The organism is Arundinibacter roseus, from assembly GCF_004348825.1.
GTDB classification, from domain to species: Bacteria; Bacteroidota; Bacteroidia; order Cytophagales; family Spirosomataceae; genus Arundinibacter; species Arundinibacter roseus.
In genome coordinates, this window is record NZ_SMJU01000006.1 from 224646 (window position 1) to 247086 (window position 22441).

20 protein-coding genes are annotated in these 22441 nt (G+C 43.9%); 7 read left to right on the forward strand and 13 right to left on the reverse strand.

All coding sequences use genetic code 11. The annotated features are described in order from the left end of the window. Positions 1-51 precede the first annotated feature (51 nt). From EZE20_RS10965 to EZE20_RS10990, 6 genes are all read right to left on the reverse strand, one after another. Entirely contained in the window at positions 52-858 is an 807-nt protein-coding gene (locus EZE20_RS10965; RefSeq protein WP_132117481.1) for an SDR family oxidoreductase, read from the reverse strand. Between the two features lie 136 nt (positions 859-994). Then, complete coding sequence (rny, locus tag EZE20_RS10970; RefSeq protein ID WP_132117483.1) at positions 995-2560, reverse strand: ribonuclease Y; 1566 nt, start codon at positions 2558-2560, stop codon at positions 995-997. 105 nt (positions 2561-2665) lie between these two features. Then, positions 2666-2965, reverse strand: a complete 300-nt coding sequence (locus EZE20_RS10975) for a cell division protein ZapA (protein WP_132117485.1) — start codon at positions 2963-2965, stop codon at positions 2666-2668. Then, positions 2962-3306, reverse strand: coding sequence for a hypothetical protein (locus tag EZE20_RS10980; RefSeq protein WP_132117487.1), 345 nt, complete (start codon positions 3304-3306; stop codon positions 2962-2964). The genes EZE20_RS10975 and EZE20_RS10980 overlap by 4 nt, the downstream gene beginning before the upstream one ends. 8 nt (positions 3307-3314) lie before the next feature. Further along, on the reverse strand, positions 3315-5729 hold the full coding sequence (gene pheT, locus EZE20_RS10985) for a phenylalanine--tRNA ligase subunit beta (protein WP_132117489.1): 2415 nt from the start codon (positions 5727-5729) through the stop codon (positions 3315-3317). A 78-nt stretch (positions 5730-5807) separates the two neighbouring features. Continuing rightward, complete coding sequence (locus tag EZE20_RS10990) at positions 5808-6464, reverse strand: DUF1684 domain-containing protein (RefSeq protein ID WP_132117491.1); 657 nt, start codon at positions 6462-6464, stop codon at positions 5808-5810. Positions 6465-6590: 126 nt separating this feature from the next. On the opposite strand from EZE20_RS10990, the gene EZE20_RS10995 reads away from it, so the two are divergent. From EZE20_RS10995 to EZE20_RS11010, 4 genes are all read left to right on the forward strand, one after another. Beyond that, entirely contained in the window at positions 6591-7175 is a 585-nt protein-coding gene (locus tag EZE20_RS10995; RefSeq protein ID WP_132117492.1) for a riboflavin synthase, read from the forward strand. A gap of 74 nt (positions 7176-7249) precedes the next feature. Beyond that, positions 7250-8041 (forward strand): PASTA domain-containing protein, encoded by a 792-nt coding sequence (locus EZE20_RS11000; RefSeq protein WP_132117494.1) that lies wholly within the window; start codon positions 7250-7252, stop codon positions 8039-8041. After that, positions 8025-9905, forward strand: coding sequence for a T9SS type A sorting domain-containing protein (locus EZE20_RS11005; protein WP_228713689.1), 1881 nt, complete (start codon positions 8025-8027; stop codon positions 9903-9905). Before EZE20_RS11000 ends, EZE20_RS11005 begins: the two co-directional genes overlap by 17 nt. Positions 9906-9924: 19 nt before the next feature. Next, positions 9925-10233: a rhodanese-like domain-containing protein gene (locus EZE20_RS11010; RefSeq protein ID WP_132117496.1), complete on the forward strand. Its 309-nt coding sequence runs from the start codon at positions 9925-9927 to the stop codon at positions 10231-10233. Between the two features lie 65 nt (positions 10234-10298). Here the strand turns inward: EZE20_RS11010 and miaA are convergent, their stop codons facing one another. Beyond that, the gene (gene miaA, locus EZE20_RS11015) at positions 10299-11207 is read right to left on the reverse strand and encodes a tRNA (adenosine(37)-N6)-dimethylallyltransferase MiaA (RefSeq protein ID WP_317129166.1); all 909 of its coding nucleotides are present in this window, start codon (positions 11205-11207) and stop codon (positions 10299-10301) included. Positions 11208-11262: 55 nt separating this feature from the next. On the opposite strand from miaA, the gene EZE20_RS11020 reads away from it, so the two are divergent. Continuing rightward, positions 11263-11922 (forward strand): DUF4230 domain-containing protein, encoded by a 660-nt coding sequence (locus EZE20_RS11020; protein WP_132117500.1) that lies wholly within the window; start codon positions 11263-11265, stop codon positions 11920-11922. A gap of 18 nt (positions 11923-11940) precedes the next feature. Here EZE20_RS11020 and EZE20_RS11025 read toward each other — a convergent pair whose 3' ends face one another. The 5 genes from EZE20_RS11025 to EZE20_RS11045 all read right to left on the reverse strand — a co-directional run bounded on the left by EZE20_RS11025 (position 11941) and on the right by EZE20_RS11045 (position 17557). Further along, complete coding sequence (locus EZE20_RS11025) at positions 11941-13464, reverse strand: response regulator (protein ID WP_132117502.1); 1524 nt, start codon at positions 13462-13464, stop codon at positions 11941-11943. Between the two features lie 4 nt (positions 13465-13468). Beyond that, complete coding sequence (locus EZE20_RS11030) at positions 13469-14608, reverse strand: FIST signal transduction protein (protein WP_132117504.1); 1140 nt, start codon at positions 14606-14608, stop codon at positions 13469-13471. Between the two features lie 178 nt (positions 14609-14786). Further along, positions 14787-16367 (reverse strand): NFACT RNA binding domain-containing protein, encoded by a 1581-nt coding sequence (locus EZE20_RS11035; RefSeq protein ID WP_132117506.1) that lies wholly within the window; start codon positions 16365-16367, stop codon positions 14787-14789. A 45-nt stretch (positions 16368-16412) separates the two neighbouring features. Beyond that, positions 16413-17174, reverse strand: coding sequence for an MBL fold metallo-hydrolase (locus tag EZE20_RS11040; protein ID WP_132117508.1), 762 nt, complete (start codon positions 17172-17174; stop codon positions 16413-16415). Positions 17175-17179: 5 nt separating this feature from the next. Next, entirely contained in the window at positions 17180-17557 is a 378-nt protein-coding gene (locus EZE20_RS11045; protein ID WP_132117510.1) for a response regulator, read from the reverse strand. An 80-nt stretch (positions 17558-17637) separates the two neighbouring features. Here EZE20_RS11045 and EZE20_RS11050 point away from each other — a divergent pair, with 80 nt between their 5' ends. Beyond that, the gene (locus EZE20_RS11050) at positions 17638-18180 is read left to right on the forward strand and encodes a TIGR00725 family protein (protein WP_132117512.1); all 543 of its coding nucleotides are present in this window, start codon (positions 17638-17640) and stop codon (positions 18178-18180) included. Further along, positions 18177-18794: a DUF1684 domain-containing protein gene (locus EZE20_RS11055; protein ID WP_132117514.1), complete on the forward strand. Its 618-nt coding sequence runs from the start codon at positions 18177-18179 to the stop codon at positions 18792-18794. Before EZE20_RS11050 ends, EZE20_RS11055 begins: the two co-directional genes overlap by 4 nt. Before the next feature lie 19 nt (positions 18795-18813). Here EZE20_RS11055 and EZE20_RS11060 read toward each other — a convergent pair whose 3' ends face one another. Beyond that, positions 18814-22425 (reverse strand): PAS domain S-box protein, encoded by a 3612-nt coding sequence (locus EZE20_RS11060; RefSeq protein WP_132117516.1) that lies wholly within the window; start codon positions 22423-22425, stop codon positions 18814-18816. Positions 22426-22441 lie beyond the last annotated feature (16 nt).

Genomic DNA, 22441 nt, shown 5'->3' on the forward strand with positions numbered 1-22441 from the left:
ATCAGGATTGATACGTTAGGCTAACAAAGCCACAATTGAAATGGTTTGAAATCACATGCCATAAAACCTCATGAGCAGGAATTCAAAAAAACGTTGGGGCAGGATAATTCGTAACCAAACCGTGGCTCGCTGCACAATTGGCCCAACGGTATAATGCAATCTTGGCTTTGGGGTATGTATGATTTTTTCAATAGCTCTGGCAATAATGATGGGTTGTGCCGCGTGGCTGACTTCGTCATTGATCTGCCGATGTACTTTTGAGAATTTGGCAGCATACACTGAATCTTCCCGAAGATTCGCAACCAGTCTGTGACTGTTAATATTGGTAGAAATATCGCCCGGCAAGACGCTGCAAACCTGAATGTTAAATTCTTTTAATTCCATGCTCAAAGACTCTGTCATGGTTTCAAGTGCTGCTTTACTTGCTGTATATATCCCACGAAAAGGGAGCCCCATGCCCGACGCAATCGAACTGATGTTCAGAATAAACCCGTGTCGCTGCTTTCTAAAAATCGGGATTACGCTTCTACATACTCGCAAAACACCCAGCACATTTGTATTGAAAACGGTATTGACCAACTCATCGGTTGTTTCTTCAAGCGGGCCTGCTAACCCAAGTCCGGCATTGTTAATCAGCACATCAATTTGGCTGGTCTGAGCCAGAATCTGTTGTACAGCACTTTTTACCGACTCCTCCGAAGTAACATCCATACAGACCCATTCGAAGGTGACATTTTCTGGCTGACTTCTGCTAGCGCCAAATACCCGATGTCCTTTACTTGCCAGATATTGGGCAGTAGACAGTCCAATTCCTGACGAGGCCCCGGTAATCAATATTACTTTGGATTTGGTTAACATTACAGTGTAAAAAATCGGAAGTCAAAGTTAAATGGAGAGAATGCCTTGTTCAACTTCATGGCGCAGGTAGGGCAAGGATGTATAAAAAAACCTATGACTCTTTCCAAAGTCATAGGTTTTTTTATGAAAAATAAAATTAACGAGCGTACGCTACTGAACGCATCTCCCGGATTACGGTAATTTTGATTTGTCCGGGATACTGCATTTCTTTTTCAATTTTTTGTGAAATATCAAAAGACAGCAAACTTGCTTTTTCGTCTGTTACGTTTTCTGCATCCACAATTACCCGAATCTCACGACCGGCCTGAATCGCATAGCATTTTTCAACGCCGTCAAAGGCTGTGGCAAGATTTTCAAGGTCACGCAAACGCTTGATATACGACTCCATCATTTCGCGACGCGCCCCCGGTCTTGATCCGGAAATGGCATCACAAACCTGAATAATGGGTGAAATTATACTCGTTTTCTCGATCTCATCGTGGTGGGCACCAATGGCGTTGCATACTTCGGGGTGTTCCTTATATTTCTTGGCAAGCTCCATACCCAGCAAAGCGTGAGGCATTTCGGATTCTTCGTGCCATACTTTTCCAATGTCATGCAGCAATCCGGCACGTTTGGCAAGTTTGGCATTCAAACCAAGTTCGGCGGCCATCGTGGCGCAAAGTTTGGCTACTTCGCGTGAATGTTGCAATAGATTTTGTCCATAAGACGAACGGAAACGCATCCGCCCAATCATCTTGACAAGTTCAGGATGCAACCCGTGAATCCCCAAATCGATCACGGTACGCTCCCCTATTTCTACGATTTCGTCTTCTATGTTCTTCCGGGTTTTGGCCACCACCTCCTCAATGCGAGCCGGGTGGATACGACCGTCCTGAACCAAACGATGCAGCGAAAGCCGGGCTATTTCGCGACGAACCGGATCAAATCCTGAGATCACAATAGCTTCGGGGGTATCGTCCACAATTATTTCTACACCGGTTGCGGCTTCCAGTGCCCGAATATTTCGACCTTCCCGACCAATGATTTTTCCTTTGATATCATCATTTTCGATATTAAATACCGACACACAGTTTTCAATTGCGTGCTCAGCAGCGGTACGCTGAATGGTTTCGATCACGATTTTCTTGGCTTCTTTGGTAGCCGTCAGACGAGATTCCTCCATCACGGATTTGATGTGGGAAGCGGCCTTTGATTCGGCTTCGGCCCGAAGCGCATCTACAAGTTGTTCACGTGCTTCTTCGGCGGTCAGATTCGCAATTTTTTCAAGCTGAGTCACTTGTTGGCTCAGCATTTTCTCGGCTTCTTCTCGACGTTTGGTGGCGACTTCGGTTTGTTGAGTCAGCGTATTTTTCAGTGTTTCCAGTTCATTTTCCCGGCGTTTATTTTGTTCCAGGAGTTGTGAGATATTCTGTTCACGCTGCTTCAACTTTTGTTCATTAGATTGAAGAATATTGCGTTTTTTATTGGCATCTTCCTCAAATTCAGATTTAAGCTTCAGGTATTTTTCCTTGGCTTCAAGGATACGGTCTTTTTTGATATTCTCGGCGCTAATTTCTGCATTACGAATTATTTCAGCGGCTCTTGTTTGAGCCTCAGCTTCTTTCTTGTCGAAAGATTTCTGAAAAATCATTTTCCCGAAAAATATCCCGATTGTCAAGGCAACGACATCGGAGAATAGTAGTACTAAAAAGTCTGGCATAATGAGGTCCTGTTAAATAGGGTTGTGTACCGTTAAATGTAAACAGGCAATTTAGATACCGAACTGTTGGATTGAAGCAAGTATATGTGAGAAATAAGACTTAATTCACAGGGCCTCCGAAACGGTGGAATCAAGATCATCTACCCGATCTTCAAGAGCAGCAATTAATTTATTGAGCTGATCCTGAGCCTTTTGAAGCGCCACCAAACAATCTATCGATGTAAGTGAAATGGCTTCTAATGGACTATACCCTTTTTCCTGGTGTATTTTTATCTTGTGCAAGAAAACTTCGTATCCTTCCCGGTAGTACACTTCGTGCTCTGCCGGTACGCTTAGATTAAACCCTTTATCAAGTATTTTGATGAATACGGTTGCATATGACTTTGGCTTACTATTATCCATCATAAGGTTTCTTCAAGCATTTCTATGCACTTATCAATCTCATGTATATATCGTTCAACTGAGTCTTTCAGTTCGGCTAAACCGTCTGTGGGTGTCAGCTTATTACTGACAATCTTAGCGAAATTTTTAGATTTATTAAAGTCTTTCTGCAAAGAACTGTAATTTTTCTGGATTTGTTTCACCTCGTCTGTCAGCTGTTTATTGGCTGCTCTCAACTCTGCATTTTCACGTTCAAGCTTTATCAGATCCCATTTTTGCTTATCCTTAATAGCAATTAAATGCCTAATTTTTTCTTTTAGGTCAATCAATTTTCTATTTAGGTTGTGAGTGGGATAAACGGCCATAGCATGAATTACTTTCGAATGATTGCACCCAATTCTTTCTCAAACGCAGCCATCAGTCGCTGCATAGTTTTATCAATAACTTTCTCTGTAAGTGTTTGTTGTGAATCCTGCAACAAAAAGCTGAGCGCGTAGGCCTTCTTTCCGTTCAGGGCAGCTCCTTCAAACACGTCAAAAACATTTACCTCTTTTACCAATTGTTTTTCGGTACGATTCGCTACTTTTTTTACCTGATCAAAGCTAATACTTTTTTCAAGCACAAGAGATAAATCCCGGCGAACTTCCGGAAAACGTGGTACTTCCCGGAACTGCACCATGGCATTGTATTGCTTCAAAAGAAAATCCCAATCAAAATCTGCATACCAAACAGGAATTTTCAGACCGGCTTTTTTGGTCAGTGCCGGATTTACCAACCCAAACTGCACAATTGGCTTTTTGTGAAGGATATACGAAATGGCACTTTGAAATATTTTGGAAGAACAGTCTTCCGTTTCCACGCCGCGCATTCGCATCGTGGCCAATACCTGCTGCACAGCACCCGATAGGTCATGAAATTCCAGTTCTTCACTTTTTCCCTGCCAGGTTTCGGCCTGTTTTTGCCCGGTCATAAAGAGGCACAAATGAGTCTTTTCTACGTATTTTTCTCCAACGAGGTGATACGTTTTGCCAAATTCAAAAAGCTTCAAATCGCTCTGCTTTCGATTCACATTGTATGCCACGGTTTCGAGCCCTGTAAAAAGCATCGTTTGCCGCATAACCGATAAATCTTCACTCAAATAATTCAGAATCTGAACCGGCTCACCCAGAAGTTCGTCCGAAAGCATATCCTGTCCGGCAGGCCGGGTCAGTGAGTTGTTAATGATTTCAAAAAAACCATTTCCAACCAGCAGCTCTCCACAGCGCAAACGGAGTTTGTCAGGATCGTTTAGGGGGAAATCGGATAAGAAATCAGAACTCATCGAAGCCGACAGCTCCACCTGATCGAACCCATAAATGCGTAATATCTCTTCAATCACATCTGCTTCGCGCTGTACATCCACCCGATAAGGCGGCACAACAGCCAGAAAACCCAGGTCAGTTTGGTTTTCAATTCGGATATCCAAACTTTCTAAAATCGAGTGCATCAGCGATCGATCCAGTTTTTTTCCAATCAACCGATCGACATTTTTATAGCTAACCGGAACCTGAAAATCCTGAATTGGATTCGGGTACAGGTCAATTACTCCGGATGCAATTGTTCCACCCGCCAATTCAACCAACAGCAAAGCGGCTCTTTTTAGGGCAAATACTGGCAAATTGGGATCCGTACCTCGCTCAAAACGAAAAGATGCGTCTGTTTTAAGACCAAAACGTTGGGCAGTTTTACGAACCCATGCAGGAGAAAAATAGGCCGATTCAAGAAAAATGGCTGTTGTTTCAGACGACACACCAGAGGTTTTTCCACCAAAAACTCCCGCAATGCACATCGGTATATCGCCATCGCAAATCATCAGATCAGTAGCAGAAAGAGTACGCTCCTGATCGTCAAGGGTGGTAAACTTTGTGCCTTCCGGCAAAGTTTTAACTACTACTTTGCCGCTACTGATTTTGGCAGCGTCAAAAGCATGCAGCGGCTGCCCAAGCTCGTGGCAAACGTAGTTTGTGACATCAACCACATTATTAATTGGACGCACGCCAATAGCTTCAAGACGTTCTTTTAGCCATTTGGGCGATTCTTTCACCGTTAGTCCGGTGAGCGTGACTCCACAATAGCGTGGCGATGCTTCCGGTTCTTCTACCGAAACGTCAATCGGTAATGTAGTAGCTGTTACGGAAAAGGCATCCACCGAAGGAAGTTTAATTTCCCGCTGTAAAACAGCCCGAAGATCCCGCGCAACTCCAACATGTGAGGCTGCATCGGCCCGGTTGGGGGTTAGTCCAATTTCTAAAACATGATCAGACTGTAAACCAAAATAATCCGCAGCCGGCGTGCCTACGGGTAAATCCGTTGACAAAACTAAAATTCCTTCATGAGAGTGGCCGATTCCCAATTCATCTTCCGCACATATCATACCTTCGGAAAGCGCACCTCTAATTTTGGCTTTTTTCATAACCAACGGCTGCTCACTGCCCGTTGGGTAAAGCGTTGCACCAATCGGCGCTACCACTACCATTTGCCCTGCAGCTACATTAGGTGCTCCACAAACAATTGACAGGATATTTTCAGCCCCAATGTCAACAGTTGTAAGGCTTAACTTATCCGCATCCGGGTGCTTTTCACAGGTAAGAACTTTCCCGATCACAACTCCCTTCAATCCTCCTTTTATAGTTTCAACTTCTTCAATTCCTTCAACTTCCAGTCCGGTGGCGGTTAGCAAGGCCCCAACTTCCTCGGGACTTTCGGGTATATCCAACAGCTCGCCGAGCCACTTATACGAAATCTTCATGCAATAATTAAATAAACGGTTCTTTTAGATACTAAAAAGAAAACGATTTCCCGAATCCTTACTTTACAATCTTCAAAATTAATGTTTTTCTTCTACATATTTTTCACCTGCTGCAATTGCTACTGTCAACGTATTTTCGGCAGGAGGCAGCGGACAGGCAAAATCGGGGGCGTAGGCGCAGTAAGGATTATAAGCTTTATTAAAATCTATAATCAAAGAATTATTCTGCATTTCTTCAACAGGAATATCAATGTAACGCCCTCCTCCATAAGTCTCTTCACCGCTCGTCTGATCCCGAAAAAGAACTGAAATCACGCTTTCGTTTTTCAATAAAAGCAAGCGTTGAGCTGAGCCATTGACTGTAAAATCTGCGTATGCGAGACGTTCATAGGTATCAGAAGTGCCGTCGGTGTACGAAATTTTCAATTCCTTTTCGGCTCCTTCGTAGGGTGTCAGTGTAGCTACAACCCGATGTGCCAGCGACGGCTCGTAGTAATGCAGGCCGTGAAAAGTAGCTTTTTCCTCAATTGGCGACTCTTCGGAAGTACGAAACAACTCATCTTTTTGTTTCCTTTGCAGTTCAATCTCTGCGGTATGCTCCTCAGCGGTTATATTTTCGTTCAAAGTACCCGCAGAAGAAGCAGTATTTGATTGAAAAGTTTCCACGAAAAAATAAGTCAAAATGGCAAGAAGCATCGCTAGGGTACTCCACCGAATAATTTTATTTTTAAACATTGTGTACGTAAAATTTATAGGGACAAAATTCAGATGTTATCCAGTGAATAGCAAATATTCTTTTGATGGCACTGGCAAAAATTTGTCATAATTTAATGAATCATTTATAATCCTACCCAAAAAAGTATGTTTACAGGCATCATCGAATCTATTGGAAGAATTGTTCAGAAAACGCAGGAAGGTACCAATGTTACGTTTGACGTGTGGTCGGAGCTTACGCATGAACTGAAAGTTGATCAAAGCGTGAGTCACAACGGCGTGTGTCTGACCGTCACTGACATTCAAAATGATACCTACCGGGTAACAGCCGTAGAAGAAACGCTGCTTAAAACCAATCTTGGTGCACTTGAAGCCGGCAGCCTTGTGAATTTGGAACGCTGCATGCCCGCCAATGGGCGCTTTGACGGGCATATTGTGCAGGGCCACGTGGATCAGACGGGACGTTGTACACAGGTTCAGGAACGTGAGGGAAGTTGGTTGTACGATTTCTGGTACGATTCCTCAATCGGGAATATTACGGTAGAAAAAGGTTCGATTTGTATCAACGGGGTAAGTTTGACGGTGTTTAATTCGCAGCCGGATGGTTTTCGGGTGACGATCATTCCGTACACCTATTCGCACACTAATTTTCAGGATTTACAGCCCGGCGACCTGGTAAACCTCGAATTTGACATTCTTGGAAAATACGTGCAACGAATAATGAGCCGCTAAACCGCCGGAATATTGGTGAGGTAAAATATTACTCCTATTTTTACCGTTCAGAACGAAATGCTCCTTACAAGCCCATGGCTAAAATAAGTACGAACTCCCGCAAGGACCTTTACATACATATCGGTATCATTATTTCTTTAATTACCGTTCTCTTTCTTGCCTTCTTTTTTCTTTACTTACCCATCCGAACCAACCACGGGGAATCTATCACTGTGCCGGACATTCGAAATATGAGCGCTTTGGAACTTGAAGATTTTCTGGACGAACGGGATCTGCGTTTTGAGGTAGACTGTACGTTCGTGCCCAATGTTGCTCCCCTCACCGTAGTGGCTCAATACCCGCAGCCGGGCTCCAAGGTAAAAGAAGGGCGTAAAATCTACGTAACCGTTGTCGCCCGCACCGCTCCGATGGTAAAAATGCCCAAACTTACGGATATGACACAACGGAGCGCCCAAATGATCCTGAAAAGTGAAGGGCTGGAAGTTGGGAATTTGCGGTACGTACCCGATTTGGCTCAGGGAGCAGTTTTGAAGCAACTGTATAAAGGTCAGGAGATTTTGCCGGGACAGCCGATTGCCAAAGGGTCAAAAATTGATTTGGAAATTGGCGATGGTTTGGGGGCAACTGCTTTTGATATGCCAAGCGTAGTTGGTATGATTTTGGATGAAGCTAAGTTTCAAATCGTGGGCGCCGGGTTAAAAGTTGGCCAAATTATGTATGTCGAGCAGGAAGGCGTAGAACCCGGAATGATTGTCAGGCAAAACCCGGAGCCGGGCAATAAAACCCGCATTGGCGACGTAATTGACCTATGGGTGGTAGGCCCGCTCGAAGAATCGCCTTCTGAAACTGATGAACAACCGCAATAATTTAACTCCGACTGGTCGCGCCTATCCTTCCCTGAAAATCCTGTGGCTTTGCCTGGGGCTTTGTTCTTTGATGCATCAATCTGCGCTGGCTCAGCTCGAAGTTGTGCCTTTGGGCAAAACCACTCCACGAGTGCAAGCAACGTCAGATGTCAGGTCAAGTCGGATTCAGGCTCTTTCTCTGCCATTTTTTGATGATTTTTCTACCTCTGCTACACAACCTGATCCACTGCTTTGGATGCCCGGTAGCGGGGTTTATATCAACAATACCCTCACTACCGGTCACCCGTCAATAAATGTAGCTACGTTTGACGGGTTGAATGCTGCGGGAATTCCGTATAATTTTGTAAACGAACTGGCTGAGGGTGATACCGATACACTTACTTCTGCTCCTATTAATTTAGGTGGATTAACAGCAGCCGATTCTATTTATTTAAGTTTTTACTGGCAGGCGCAGGGCCTTGGTGAACGTCCGGACGATTTGGACACGCTCCGCCTCGAATTTCTGACTGCTAACGGAAGCTGGGAATCGGTGTGGCAACGCCCTGGTGGCGACATAGATTCGGCATTTCAGCAATCGTTCATTCCGGTGCTCGCAACAAAGTACCTTCATGCTGCTTTTCAATTTAGATTCAGGTCTTTCGGGCGTCTTTCCGGTGCTTTTGATACGTGGCACCTGGATTATATTTATCTCGATAAAAACCGAACGCTGGCCGATCCATTCATTAAAGACATAGCCGTGCGCAAGCCGCTTACGCCTTTATTGAAAGGGTATACCTCCATGCCTTTCAAACAATATTATGCTGATCCTGCCGCCGCAACTGCCGATTCGGTACGTACCGACATTGTTAACCTGTTTAATAACTTCAACTTCACATCCTATACTTTTACCATCACGGATGAGGTGAGTCAGCGCGAAATTCAGCGTTTTCAGGAGCCTGTATCCAGTTTTATCGCTGCCAAACAGACTCAAACCAAGAGTATCGGAATTGCCCCTTTCACTAAACCGACAGACGGACAAACCCGCATGAGGCTCCGGTATACGTTCGATTTACTGACAACTGATGATCAAAACCCCACGATTCCTTCCGTTAATTTACGACGAAATGACACCATCAGCGCCGTAGCTGAACTCGCCGATTACTACGCATACGATGATGGAAGCGCGGAATTCGGCATTCGCATGAATCAACGCCTTGGCCGCACAGCCGTACGATTTGTCCTGCAACAACCCGACACACTGGGAGGTGTACGAATGGCAATGGTTCCCTTTCGGAAAGACATCGGCGGGCAGGGATTTACGATTCAGGTATGGAGCAATCGGGACGGCAGGCCCGACCGGGTTGTGTATCAAAAATCAGTGCCGGTTCGTTACGGGACCGTGCGCAATGAGTTTATTGACTATCCTTTTGATTTTGGTGTAGCTGTTTCGGATACGTTTTACATTGGCTGGCTCCAAATCAGCGAAGATGCGCTTTCGGTTGGTTTTGATCGAAATTCAATTTCTGGAAGTTCACAGATTTTTTCAAACCTTTCGCAAGATTGGGCCCAAAACACTGAAATTCAAGGGAGTATCATGCTTCGCCCCTACTTTGGCGGAAAAACGAGCGGTGTAATTACCGGTCCGGTCTTTACACCCGAATTCCGCTTGCAGGTATTTCCAAATCCTACTTCCGGAGTTATTCAATGGAACAATGAACTTACTCAAATTGATATTTTTGATATAAAGGGAACACGTGTGAAAACTATTTTGCCCCAAAACGGTCAAAAGGAAGCTGACCTTTCTGAACTATCCGAAGGAATGTACGTGTTTCGATTATCAGACGGCCTGCGCTGGTTTACACAGAAAATCGTTTTAAAAAAATAAATTTAAACCTCTCAAAACCATGGATATTACAGTACAAGAACTAAAAGAACGGCTGGATAAAGGTGAAAAAATTCACTTTTATGATGTTCGGGAAGAATATGAATATGAGGCTGATAATCTGGATGCGATCCTGATTCCGCTGGGCGACTTGCCCGACCGGATTGAAGAACTGGAACCGTTTAAGGAAGAAGAAATCATCATTCATTGCCGTTCCGGCGCCCGTAGTGGTAATGCCCAAAAGTTCCTTCAGGCTAATGGTTTTACTAATGTACGAAATGTACTAGGCGGAATTTTGGCTTATCGCGAACTGGAAGAAAGCGAAGCCTGATTTAGAGGACCAAATGGTTTTTCAATATAAATGGTCATGAGATTATGTATCTCATGACCATTTTTTTAGGTATACATTTGGTCCAAAATGTACTGCTTTAACTCCTGATACTGATCTGGATGAAACCACGTATAATTCCCCTGATGCCTGAACCAGGTAAGTTGGCGCTTGGCATAGCGCCGTGAATTTTGTTTAAGAATCCTAACCATTTCCTGATAATCATAATTCCCATCCAAAAAACCATACACTTCTTTATAACCCACTGTCTGCAAGGCATTTTGTGCACGATAAGCTTGAAATTGACGGGCTTCCTCCACCAGGCCATCCGCAAGCATTTGGTCCATTCGGGCTTCGATCCGTTGGTATAGCTCCGTTCGATCACGATCCAGGCCAATTAAGAGCTGTCGAAATGGTCTTTCTGCTTTTGCCTGCGAATGAAACGAGGACATCGGCAGGCCGGATGAGTAGTACACTTCCAGAGCACGTACTACCCGCTGGGGATTACAAAACTCGCTGGTTTGAGCAAAAAGCGGATCAACTCGCTGCAACTCGGCCTGTAAAAAATCGAGCCCATCTTCCCGAAGCCGCCGCGACAGCTCCTCCCGAAGGCCAGCCTCGGGCTGAGGCAAAAAGTCCAGACCTTCACACAAAGCTTTGATATAAAGCCCCGAACCTCCGGTAACTACAACGCAATCCTTGCGCGCAAAGATTTTGTCCAGCTGGGTTAGAGCATCCCGTTCAAAATCACCTGCACTATAAAGATTGGCGATTGATTGGGTGTTTATAAAATGATGACGTACCTGTTGAAGTTCCTCCCTGGTGGGCTTTGCGGTTCCGATTGTCAGCTCCTGATAGAACTGACGCGAATCTGCTGAAACTATCTCGGTATTCAGATCCTTTGCCAATTGCAGGCAAAGCGATGTTTTACCTACGGCCGTTGGCCCGGCCACTACAATCAGGTATTTGTCAGTCACGTTTGGGATTATCCGCTTTTTGTTGGAATTTTATTCGCAACAAATTTAGTAGACTATGGATTTCACCACGCTTCTTTTTTTTCTTATTTCACTGACCATAGGCGCAGGAGGTGGCATTGGCGTATATTATTTTTGGTCAGGAAGGCATCGTCAGAAATCTGAACCACAAAAAGAGGCAACGGTTTTACTGGAACGCATCGAAAAAGTATTTAAAGTCGTGATGGCCGAAGGATACTTTACCGAAATTTATACCTATCAGCACAATAAAGAAATTTGGCATCTTTTCCAGGACCGCAAAAAAGCGTTGGTGATTGCCAAAGCGAAAGTTTTGGTGGGGTTTGATTTTGGTAAAATGCGCCTGCATGTAGAAGGAGAACAGCGCAAAATTATTGTAGAGTTTTTTCCGTCTCCAGAGATTTTGTCAATGGATACTGATTATAAATTTTATGACATTGAGCAAGGCTGGATCAACCGCTTTCAAAGTGATGATTATACCGCAATTCTTTCGGAGGCCAAAATTACGATGAGCGAAAAAGCGATGGAAAGTGATTTACCACGCATTGCCAATAATCAGATTCAGTTGATGATGTTTCAATTGGCCGCTTCCATGAATTGGAAAATTGACCTGCAACTTTCTCCCGACAACCAGAAAATGCTCAGCAAGCTATCCACTTATCGGGAATTGGAAGCAGACATTGAACCTCTAAACGATTAATTAAAATTTAGTTGGAAATTATCGCCCGCTATGTTTTGCGATTTTTTGAAACAACTCCTTTGGGTTAAATGGCTTGGTAACGTAATCGCTCATGCCAATTTGAAACGCCAAATCCTGATTACTTAGCGTAGCAGAAGCGGTAAGTGCGATGATTGGAATTTTTATGTCCAGCTCCCTGATTTTTTCCGTAGCCGTGTAGCCATCCATCACCGGCATCTGAATATCCATCAGGATAAGATCATACTTTTGCGGCTCGTACATTTCGAGGGCGATTTTTCCATTTTCGGCCAAATCTACCTCAATATTCCAGCGTTCCAGAAACTTGCGCGCAACTTTTACATTCATAGGATAATCTTCCACCAGCAAAATACGCAGTCCTTTCAAGGTAAATTCATTGAGGTGATAAGTGCTCGACTCGTCCACTCGCACACGCTGATCGGCGCCCAAATCCAGTTCCAGCGTAAAGTAAAAACGTGAACCTTTGCCAACCTCACTTTCAATCTGAATTTCGCTCCCGTACAGTTCCAGTAGTTTTTTGGTAATTACAAGCCCTAAACCAGTTCCGCCAAACTCCCGGGTAGTTTGAGAATTTGCCTGCGTAAAGCGGTCGAATATAAGTTGTTGTTTGTTTTTTGGAATGCCAATTCCGGTATCTGTAACCGAAAAATCGAGGGTTACTTTTGTTTCAGTTTTACTTTGCAGAGAAAGCTCGATCGTGATACTGCCATTTCTTGTGAATTTCACCGCATTGGAAACCAGATTGGATATGATTTGTCCTAACCTCAGAATATCTCCCATCAATACCTGCGGCACATCATCATCAATCATCAATTTAATCTTATTCCCTTTTTCTTCGGCTTTGACCTGATTTGCCTTTTTGATGTTTGAAACCAGCTGTTTTACATCAAATGGTACTTTTTCAAGATCTACTTTCCCAGCTTCTATTTTACTAAAATCCAGAATATCATTGATCAGAACGTGAAGGTTATCGGTTGAGAATTGAAGAATACGAAGGTTTTCGGCCATATTGTGCGACACCTCCTCCTGTTGCATCAGGTACGTAAGCCCCACAATGGCATTGAGCGGCGTACGAATTTCGTGGCTCATCATGGACAAAAACTCGGACTTTGCGTGCGTTGCCAATTCGGCTATTTCCTTAGATTTTCGTAGCTCAGCCTCTACTTTTTTACGATGCTCAATTTGTACCTGAAGCACATCGACAAGAGCAAGTAAATTATTGGAATCGAGTGATTTGTTTATGAATTCATCCTGCATTTCCAGCGAGCGAATGGCCTCCATTAGTTTTTCAACCGATAGCCTTCGCTCATTTATTTCCTTGGTAAGTTTTGCATTGATTGAGGCGTACTCCTTTTCGTTCAATTGCGAAGAATGCTCAAATAATTCTTTATCACGTTCAAAGTTTCGATACGACTCGTTGACCACCCGAATAAAATTCTGAAAATGTTCGTTTTCTGCAATACTTTCGGGGAGATATTTACTTAGCTGTTTTCGTAACAGGGGATGAAAATTCGGTTGGTCCATTGGATCAATATTCTGAAAAAGTTGTGATAGTCATGGTTTGATTATGCAGCTCGCAAGATACAGAAGGATTCAATCGGGAAATCTCACCGTATGAATAAAAACCAGTAATTACGGTTTCCGGACCCACCATTTCTCTCACCGCTTCTACTTCCTCTTCGGTTCGCTGTCCCAATACAAGCTTCCGACCCACGCAACTGATCAGCAACGTTAATTGGGGAGGATTTTCAAAGTTACGAATCGAACTCGACGCCGCCGAAGAGGAAGCCTCAATGAGACGGTCAAAATTTGCCTTCATAAATCGTACCAATGCACCTTTGGGAACATCACCCGCAAACGTCATACTTTTTTTCTCTTCATCAATTGTCAAAATTGTTCGAACCACGGGTTCAGCATCTAAGCTCGTTCGCATCGAAAGCGGGAACAACAATGCTCCGGCCGGGAGCTCAGCAGCGAACCGACCGAGGTATTCTTTATATAAATCCAAAGCAGCTATATCACCAATAGAAAATAACGTATTGTACTCAGAATGAGTAACTTCCCGCTCGGGACCAAAAACATCCCAACCGCCATTTGTTCCATGACCCACAGTCAGACTATAGCCATAGAGCCCAATGCCAACCACATTGCCTGGTTCAGCTTCCTGATTCAGCCCAACGAGTGTTTTCTCGAACCGGGCTTCATCACCGGCCAAACCTCCGGAAATTGAGGTATTTTCCTTTACCTGAGCATTTAACGAAACCAGTAAGGCACTACCATTGACGCGGCTCCCGTCGGAAATTAACAAAATAGCCGCCAAATCATCGGCGGCCAATTCCTTCCCTATTTTTTCTCCTACGCTTCCGCTTTCGTAATGATCCTGAATTTGATATTGAACCGCCTTCACCTGCGTTTTCTGGAACTGAATGGCCGTGACAATAATCGTATAGTCATTAACGGTATCGTTGTAAATCTCTCCTGCTGTGGAGTTTATAACAATTTCAGCCTGCGGATATTTCTCACGAAGGAAGGCATAAGGCAGGCATTCTTCCAGGCAGTGCCGTTCTCCAAAGGCAAGCACAAGCTGGGCAGAATCGGCAGAAAAATCGGTAGGCGTAGATAAAACTTCCCATTCCTGATTGCGGTAAACAACCTGTTGAGTTCTCATATTTTTTTGAAAGAAGTAGGTTTAGGAAAAGCGTTTTAACTTGATGGAAAAAAGAGGATTCACTTTTGGGATAAATGTACAATTTTATGCACATTTTCGTAAATCTGTATTCAAAAAATACTGTATATCCGGTATTTAAAATGAATTTTGTTTAAGTTGTGCATGAAATAAAAAATCCTCAGCTATTCCCTTCACCCAAAGGCTCCACGAGAATAACTTCTTCTTTTTCAATTAATACAGCACCGGGAGGCAAACCCTTGGGTTTACGAACATATTTTTTGGGAGTTACAATTACCGGACACAGGCTGTCGGTTCGTCGTTTGGAGTAAAAAGCGGCAATTTGTGCGGCACGTTCTATGACAGGAACTGGAAAAGGTTTTCCGGCCTGATACTTTATAATGACATGCGACCCGCTCACATCCCGGGCATGCAGCCAAAGATCTTCTTTGAAGGCAAATTGCTGAGTCAGTAAATCGTTATTTTTTGCGTTTTTTCCTATCAAAATCACAAAACCCTGAAAGTCTAATTTCTTAAATAATTGGACCGGATCAATCGCTGTTTTTGCATGCGTAAATCCATTCTTTTTCAGGTATCCTCTCAGTTCTTTTAATAGTTCAATGGAGTCGATTGCGTTCAAATGCTGTTGAAGAGTAATCAATTCAGCTTCTCGTGCGGCTATACTTTCCTGCAATTTTTCAATTTCTATTTTCTCATTTTTTGCCTTTCGGTAGTAAACTTCTGCATTTTTTTGAGGAGAAAGATCTTTCTTTAATTTTATTATAATTGGTAAATCCCGGTAAAAATCATAGAGTTCTACCTGCGTGGATCGCTCGGAAATTTGATGTAAATTAGCCATCAGAATATGTCCCATTTCTTCATTCTTCCGCCCTTCTTCCAGCAAAATCAATTTCTTATATGAATTGGCCAGGTAATTTTCTGTTTGAACCAATCTTTTGCGGAGTTGCTTTGTCCAATCGGCCTTTTCTTTGTCAATTGTACTGCGCCGTGCAAAGGCATAATAAAATCTGTTTGCGGCTTCCAGCGGATCCGTAAATTCTTCCAGAATATGGCCCACCGGCAATAAAGAAAGTGTCGGAATATGGTTTAGTCGGGTTAAATAAAAAGTAGGATTTTCCAGCTTTTGTACTGTATTTTCTAACAATTCCCAGCACTCTTTGGGCTGTTCAATAGTTTTAAACTCTTCCTCTATATACGCTTTGACTACTTTCCCGAAGGTGGGAAAGATAGTTTCAAAAGCACCGTTGTTTTCCAGAAATACCTCGTAGGTTTGACTAAGCGGCCGATGAAGGTCTGTAAGCGAAAGATTTTGATCGCCGGTAAGTTTATTATTAAATAGATCAACCACAGCTCCCTGAGGATTGAAGTGAGCAATATTGGAGCGATTGCCAAATAATTTAAAAACTAGTAAGTCGCCTTTTTCGAGGTAAAGCCCGAGTGCACGCTCATTTAGAAATACCTCTACTTTTATCACAACCTGATCGTACAGGACCGTAAAAAGATCAATGCTATTGCGCCGGGCGCGATCAAATTGTTCCGGGAAACTCAGCGCCGAAAAATCAGGCCGGAGGGAAGCTTTCAAAAAGAAAGGTTTATAAAAATTGACCTTGCCACGGGCTTCGGCAAAAACCATCAGAAGCTCATCTTTTTCCTGACTAAACGCTTCTACAAATCGTTTGCCAACAATTTTTTGATGAATGTGGGGAGCTAGCTGCCGTAGGAAATAGTAGTTCTGATGCACTGAAATTGTTGGTTTTACAAATAGTTCCTGATACCCGAAAGCCGATCAGAGCGAAAGTCTCAACCCATCAAACGCTAAATGTACGTTGGGTGGTAATTCTTTTTCCACGGCATCATGGAGGCCCATTTTGTGGCTTAGGTGAGTAAGGTAGGCCAGCGGAATATTGAGCCGGTCGATGAGGTCCAGGGCTTGCGAAAGGGTAAAATGCGACAGATGCGCTTCGCGTTGCAAGGCATCCAAAACCAGTACGCGTGTTCCTTCAATCTTTTCAAGCTCAATTTCTGAAATATAGTTGGCATCGGTGATGTACGTAAAATCACCGATACGATAGCCAAAAACCGGCAGCGTATGATGCATCACTTCAATGGGTTGAAAAGCAACACCATCTACACAAAAAGGAGAATTTTCGATAGTATGTAACTGAAATCGGGGAACGCCGGGGTAGCGTTTTTCAGAAAAAGCATAGGCAAATTCTGTTTTTATCTGATTCAAAACTTCCTCCCTTCCGTACAGAGGCATGTCTTTTTTTTGCAGGAAATTGAAAGCCCGCACATCGTCAAGCCCGGCTGTATGATCTTTGTGTTGATGTGTAAAAACCACAGCATCAAGCTTATGAACATCGGCTCTGAGCATTTGAGCACGAAAATCAGGCCCGGCATCAATGACGAAAGTTTTTCCTTTTTCTTCTATCAGAACAGAGGCACGGAGCCGTTTGTCACGAAAATCCAGGGAACGACAAACGGCACATTCGCAGGCGATCACGGGAACCCCCTGCGATGTGCCTGTTCCAAGAAAGGTAACCTTCATGAACGTTATTCTGTCAAATTTGCCACCACTTCCACAAGGCGGTCAAAATTTAGGGGTTTCATGAGCGCATCGTTGAAGCCTGCTTCTTTGAAGTCACCATCTGTATAATTTTTGGCATTTCCAGTTATAGCCACAATCGGTGTTTTCGACTTTTTATCATCGCTCATGCTTCGGATTTTGCGGGCACATTCCATGCCATCCATGATAGGCATATTGATATCGAGCAAAATAATATCAAAGTCTTCTTTTTCAAGAAGCTGCAACACTTGCTCGCCATTTTTGACGGCCGTGATCTCGTAATTTTGAAATTCAAGAATTTTCCGAGCTAAATTTTGAATCACCGAGCTATCTTCGGCAATCAATACGCGTTTGGTGTACGACATGGGACGTTGATCGTGTTTTAAAGTTAATTTGGCATGGTGAATTTAGGTATAATTCTATAAAGAATACAAAAAAGGAGTCTATGAACCCAGAATTTCGTCCAAAAAAATATGTGGTAGGGGTCATTGGCCCGCGTGCCCTTCCAAAGAAATCTGCTGCCTATACGTTTGTAGAAAATCTGGGGAAAGCGCTTATCAATGAAGGTTTTAGTATCGTTTGTGGCGGGCGCACAGGCGCCATGGAAGCCGTGTGCAAAGGAGCCTGTGAAGCCGAAAGTTATTCGTTTGGTTGCACCATCGGAATTTTGCCGGGCAAAGAAAAATCATCCGCAAACCCATACTGTGACCTCGTCATTCCGACTGGAATAGGTGTCGCCCGAAACTTGATTCTGGTTCAGACCGCTGATATTTTGGTGGCAATTGGGGGAGGAAGCGGCACACTTTCCGAACTTGCGTTTTCATGGCAAAATGGCAAACACGTGATTTGCTGTACTAACTTCGGCGGATGGTCTGCTGAATTGGCGGGCCGTTCACTTGACCCGCATCATCAGAATCTTTTCCATCCGGCTTCCACGATTGAAGAAATTTTATCTTTGCTCAACCACTATTTACCTACAAAAAAATGAAGTCAGGGTTTACCGCAAAAATTACACTCGCTTTCTGCCTGACCTTCGGTCTGCTTGGAGTACATGCGCAGAGTTTTCAACATCAAACGGAGGAGCACCGTGAAAAATATAAACAGGAGTTTCTAACCTCAGAAAACTCTCCTTTAAAAGAAGCTGATCTGGAATTTTTGCGTTTTTTTGAACCTGATTCTTCGTTTCAGGTGCATGCCAAATTTGTAAAAACTACCGGAAGTGAGCCCTTTTCTATGCCTACGTACAGCGGACAACAAAAAGAGTATATCAAATTCGGAGAATTGCACTTCACTTTACATGGGCAACTGCTCACGTTAGCGATGTATCGTAGCCTGAGTTTAATGCAGGTAGCCGCCTACCGCGACTACCTGTTTGTTCCTTTTAAAGACCCTACCAACGGTGAGGAAACCTACGGCGGCGGTCGATATATGGATTTTAGGCTTAAAGATATCAGCGAAACGGGTGTTTTGCTGGATTTCAATAAAGCGTATAATCCTTATTGCGCCTATTCGGATGGCTATAATTGCCCGATTCCTCCGAAAGAAAATCATTTATCACTGGAAATCAGAGCCGGAGAAAAGGGATTTGGCAAAGAACATTAGCCTTGATTTTCCCCTTGGTTTATAGCCAATCATCCAGCCAACTTTTGTAATTTTCCAGGAATCGCCCGTATGCCTTTTGGAGTTGAGGCAAGGCCGTGGAAAGCGTTGAAGTGTCGTCATGTTTCAGACGGCCTTCGGCATCTTTGGCAATCTCGGCAACCTGCATTACACCAACGGTTCCTGCACTTCCTTTCAGCGTATGCAGGTGACTCTTAACCGTAGCCATATCACCCGTCTCAAAAGCGGTGATCGCCTCACCTACCAATTCGTTGGACTCTGTCACAAAATCTTCATACACCGACAACACAAGATCTTTCCCGCCGATTTGTTTCAGTTGATCCACAATCTCCCGATCCAGTACGGGCAGGGCCATTTCACGGGCAATAGCCAGCTGTTTTTCGCTCATTTTGCGTGTAGAAGCAGACCCAATCATTGCCTGAACTTTGGCGATCAGGTGCTGTGCCCGAATCGGTTTTGCCACGTAATCGTCCATGCCCTGATTCAAAAAACGCTCCCGATCTTCTTTCATGGAGTAGGCCGTCATTGCCACAATAGGTGGCAAGCCGGTTGCGTATTTTTCATGAAGCTTTTTGGTCGTTTCCACCCCGTCCATGTCGGGCATCTGAATATCCATGAAAATGATGTCATACATTCCTTTCTCTGCCGTGACTACATCCTCTACCTTTTGCAAAGCTTCAAAACCACTTTCTGCTGTTTCGACTACACAGCCGGCTTTTTTCAGGATTTCACTTGCCACTTTCCGGTTCACCATATTATCATCAACCAGTAAAATGAAGGGATGATAGGTCTCAAAAATATTATCAATATAGGCTTCTTCCTCATTTTCGACTACTGATGCCGGGGCAATTGAGGTCTCTTTGGTTTCAAACGTAAACCAGAACATGCTGCCTTCGCCCATAGACGAAACTACGCCAATATCGCCGTTCATCAGGTGGCACAACTGCCGAGAAATGGAAAGCCCAAGCCCCGTGCCACCATATGATTTGCGGGAAGAATTGTCGACTTGTGTAAAAGAAGTAAACAGAATTTTTTGATCTTCTTCCGAAATCCCTATTCCCGAGTCATACACTTCTACTTTGATCCGATTTTTCTTACCCTGCTTTTCCAGCAAATGCACTTTGATTTTCACGGCGCCATTATCCGTAAATTTCAGAGCATTGGATGTCAGATTTGACAAAATTTGCAGGAGGCGGGTTTGGTCGGCAATGATGTACCTCGGCACCTCAGGTGCAAGCTGATACGTGAGAGTAGTGTTCTTATTACGAGCCGTTTGGCTAAACAACGAAACCAGTTTTTCCAACAATTCCTGAATGGAAAGCGGCATTTCGTGCAGTGCCATTTTACCTGCTTCTATTTTGGACAAATCCAGAATATCATTTAAAATATGCAGCAGTGTTTCGGACGACCGTTTGATCGTTTGAATGTAATCGCGCTGTTCGTCGTTGAGTTTTGTATTAATCAAAAGGTCAATCATCCCAATCACGCCATTCATTGGCGTTCGGATTTCATGGCTCATATTAGCCAAAAATCCTTCCTTCACTTTCAACGAGTGCTCGGCCTGCTCCTTGGCTTTCAGCAATTCCAGTTCATTCCGTTTCAGCGCCGTAATGTCACGCGCCAGCACGGCTACTTCCGACGGTCTGCCTTTGTCGTTGGTGAACATCAGCATATTGAACATAAACTGCCGTTCACTGCCGTCTTTCACCCGCAGCGTTGCTTCTACGTTGCGCAGGCTTTTGTCGCGACGGAGTTTAATGAGCGATTTATGAATCAGTTTACGGTCAAAGAAAAAATCCGTAATAGGTCTGCCCATCACTTCCTGAGGCGTGTACCCTGTTCGTTTGAGCACCGACGGGCTGATCATCGTAATAATTCCCTGCCGATCCATGCGGCAATAAATGTCCTGCAAGTTTTCAAAAATCCCGCGGAACACTTCCTCACTTTGTCGCAGCGATATTTCGGCCTGCTTGCGACGGGTAATGTCCCGCGCAATACCCGAAACCTCCTCAATCAGTCCACCGGTATACAGAATCGGATTAAGGTAAAATTCAAGCCACATTTCTGAGCCATCACGGGTATCAATCTTCATCTCAAAGTACTGCAACTCACCCCGAAACGCCTGTCGATACCGGTTTTCAAGCGAGCGTCGATTTTGTGAACCCACCATTCGCCAGCCAAGTTTTTCGGTACTAACGTTCAAAGACGGCGCGGTATGTAATTGACTTTCAATTAAATCCGAATAATTTCTATTGAAAGATGTCAACTGCATACTCTTATTCACAGACCAAATCAGGTGCGAGCTACTGTCAAAAATCGCATTGAGGCGGGCGGCATATTTGTTAAGTTCTTCTTCGTTTTGCTTTCGGGCAATTGCCAGGGCTACCTGCCCGGAAATAAATTCGAGCAGTTCAAGGTCGCGGGCATCGTAGGTATTTGGGTTGTCATAGGACTTCACACCGATAATCCCTGTCACGCGGTCGCCGATGCGAAGCGGCACACACAGCAACACTTCCGGCGTAGAACCGTAAAGGTACAAACTGTTGGTAGTAGCAAGTTTCTGAATATCTTCTTTGTATAAAAACAGCGGACGATTCGAAGCAATTGCGTATTCAGTAAGCCCGTTTCCCAGGCGCCTTTTGGTAAATTTCAGATTACCTTTAAAATATTGATCAATATAGTATGGGAAATAAAGAAAGCTCTTGGATTGATCGTAGAGGGCAATAAAGAAGTTTTTTACATCAATAATTTTTCCCAATTCCAAATGAATATTGTGGTAAAATTCGTCCAGATTTTGGGTGCTTATGGTCCAGTTTGCAATGCTGTAATAGAGATTCTGTGCGCGTTCGGCTCTGATTTTTTCCGTAAAATCGTGTAAAATACATCGAAAAGCCGTTGGTGTTCCATTGTCAAACCGGCAATTGACGCTACCCGTCAGGAATATTTTGCGACCACTTTTACTCAAAAAAACCGTTTCAAAGTAAGGAATCTCCTCCCCTTTCTGAATGCGATTTAGTTGGCTCAACGTTTCGTCTTTAAACTTTGGATACAAAATATCTGCCAGAGTCATGGAGGCAATTTCGTCCAGCCCGTAGCCCAAAACCTCACGCCAGGCACGGTTTACGAAGATAAATTTACCGTCAAGCGTAATGAGTTGAATGAGGTCACTTGTGTTGTCGACCAGATCCTGTAACTGCGTATTGGACCGCGACAGTGCTGATTCCATCCGGAGACGGCGCGTGATGTCGTCACCCACAAGGGTGAATGATGCAGGTCTGCCGTTTTCATTTTTAAGCAAAACGGAATTAATGGCCACCGTCCGCATTCCTGCATTTTTAGATAAAATTGGAAACTCTCGCCGCTCAATTTTCACTCCACGGTAGAGAGCATCTTCCAGCAAATCCTGCACTTCTTCCCGTTCAAATTCAGGAATTAATACACTAAGCAGATTTTCACCGATGAGATCAATTTCCTGCCAGCCGGTTTTTTTCAGGGTATAAGGGCTAACAGAAAGTATTTTCAGATCAATATCAAGCGTGATACCGATCAGATTCAGGTGGTCAAGTGTCATGTTGACAGACTGCCATTCTTCAAAAGAACGTATGGTTTCCATGGGGTGTTTAGGAATA

Excerpts from the sequence above, each read along its gene's own strand:
- EZE20_RS10965 (WP_132117481.1), bottom strand. The coding sequence starts at position 858 with ATGTTAACCAAATCCAAAGTAATATTGATTACCGGGGCCTCGTCAGGA.
- rny (WP_132117483.1), bottom strand. The coding sequence starts at position 2,560 with ATGCCAGACTTTTTAGTACTACTATTCTCCGATGTCGTTGCCTTGACA.
- EZE20_RS10975 (WP_132117485.1), bottom strand. The coding sequence starts at position 2,965 with ATGATGGATAATAGTAAGCCAAAGTCATATGCAACCGTATTCATCAAA.
- EZE20_RS10980 (WP_132117487.1), bottom strand. The coding sequence starts at position 3,306 with ATGGCCGTTTATCCCACTCACAACCTAAATAGAAAATTGATTGACCTA.
- pheT (WP_132117489.1), bottom strand. The coding sequence starts at position 5,729 with ATGAAGATTTCGTATAAGTGGCTCGGCGAGCTGTTGGATATACCCGAA.
- EZE20_RS10990 (WP_132117491.1), bottom strand. The coding sequence starts at position 6,464 with ATGTTTAAAAATAAAATTATTCGGTGGAGTACCCTAGCGATGCTTCTT.
- EZE20_RS10995 (WP_132117492.1), top strand. The coding sequence starts at position 6,591 with ATGTTTACAGGCATCATCGAATCTATTGGAAGAATTGTTCAGAAAACG.
- EZE20_RS11000 (WP_132117494.1), top strand. The coding sequence starts at position 7,250 with ATGGCTAAAATAAGTACGAACTCCCGCAAGGACCTTTACATACATATC.
- EZE20_RS11005 (WP_228713689.1), top strand. The coding sequence starts at position 8,025 with ATGAACAACCGCAATAATTTAACTCCGACTGGTCGCGCCTATCCTTCC.
- EZE20_RS11010 (WP_132117496.1), top strand. The coding sequence starts at position 9,925 with ATGGATATTACAGTACAAGAACTAAAAGAACGGCTGGATAAAGGTGAA.
- EZE20_RS11020 (WP_132117500.1), top strand. The coding sequence starts at position 11,263 with ATGGATTTCACCACGCTTCTTTTTTTTCTTATTTCACTGACCATAGGC.
- EZE20_RS11025 (WP_132117502.1), bottom strand. The coding sequence starts at position 13,464 with ATGGACCAACCGAATTTTCATCCCCTGTTACGAAAACAGCTAAGTAAA.
- EZE20_RS11030 (WP_132117504.1), bottom strand. The coding sequence starts at position 14,608 with ATGAGAACTCAACAGGTTGTTTACCGCAATCAGGAATGGGAAGTTTTA.
- EZE20_RS11040 (WP_132117508.1), bottom strand. The coding sequence starts at position 17,174 with ATGAAGGTTACCTTTCTTGGAACAGGCACATCGCAGGGGGTTCCCGTG.
- EZE20_RS11045 (WP_132117510.1), bottom strand. The coding sequence starts at position 17,557 with ATGTCGTACACCAAACGCGTATTGATTGCCGAAGATAGCTCGGTGATT.
- EZE20_RS11050 (WP_132117512.1), top strand. The coding sequence starts at position 17,638 with ATGAACCCAGAATTTCGTCCAAAAAAATATGTGGTAGGGGTCATTGGC.
- EZE20_RS11055 (WP_132117514.1), top strand. The coding sequence starts at position 18,177 with ATGAAGTCAGGGTTTACCGCAAAAATTACACTCGCTTTCTGCCTGACC.
- EZE20_RS11060 (WP_132117516.1), bottom strand. The coding sequence starts at position 22,425 with ATGGAAACCATACGTTCTTTTGAAGAATGGCAGTCTGTCAACATGACA.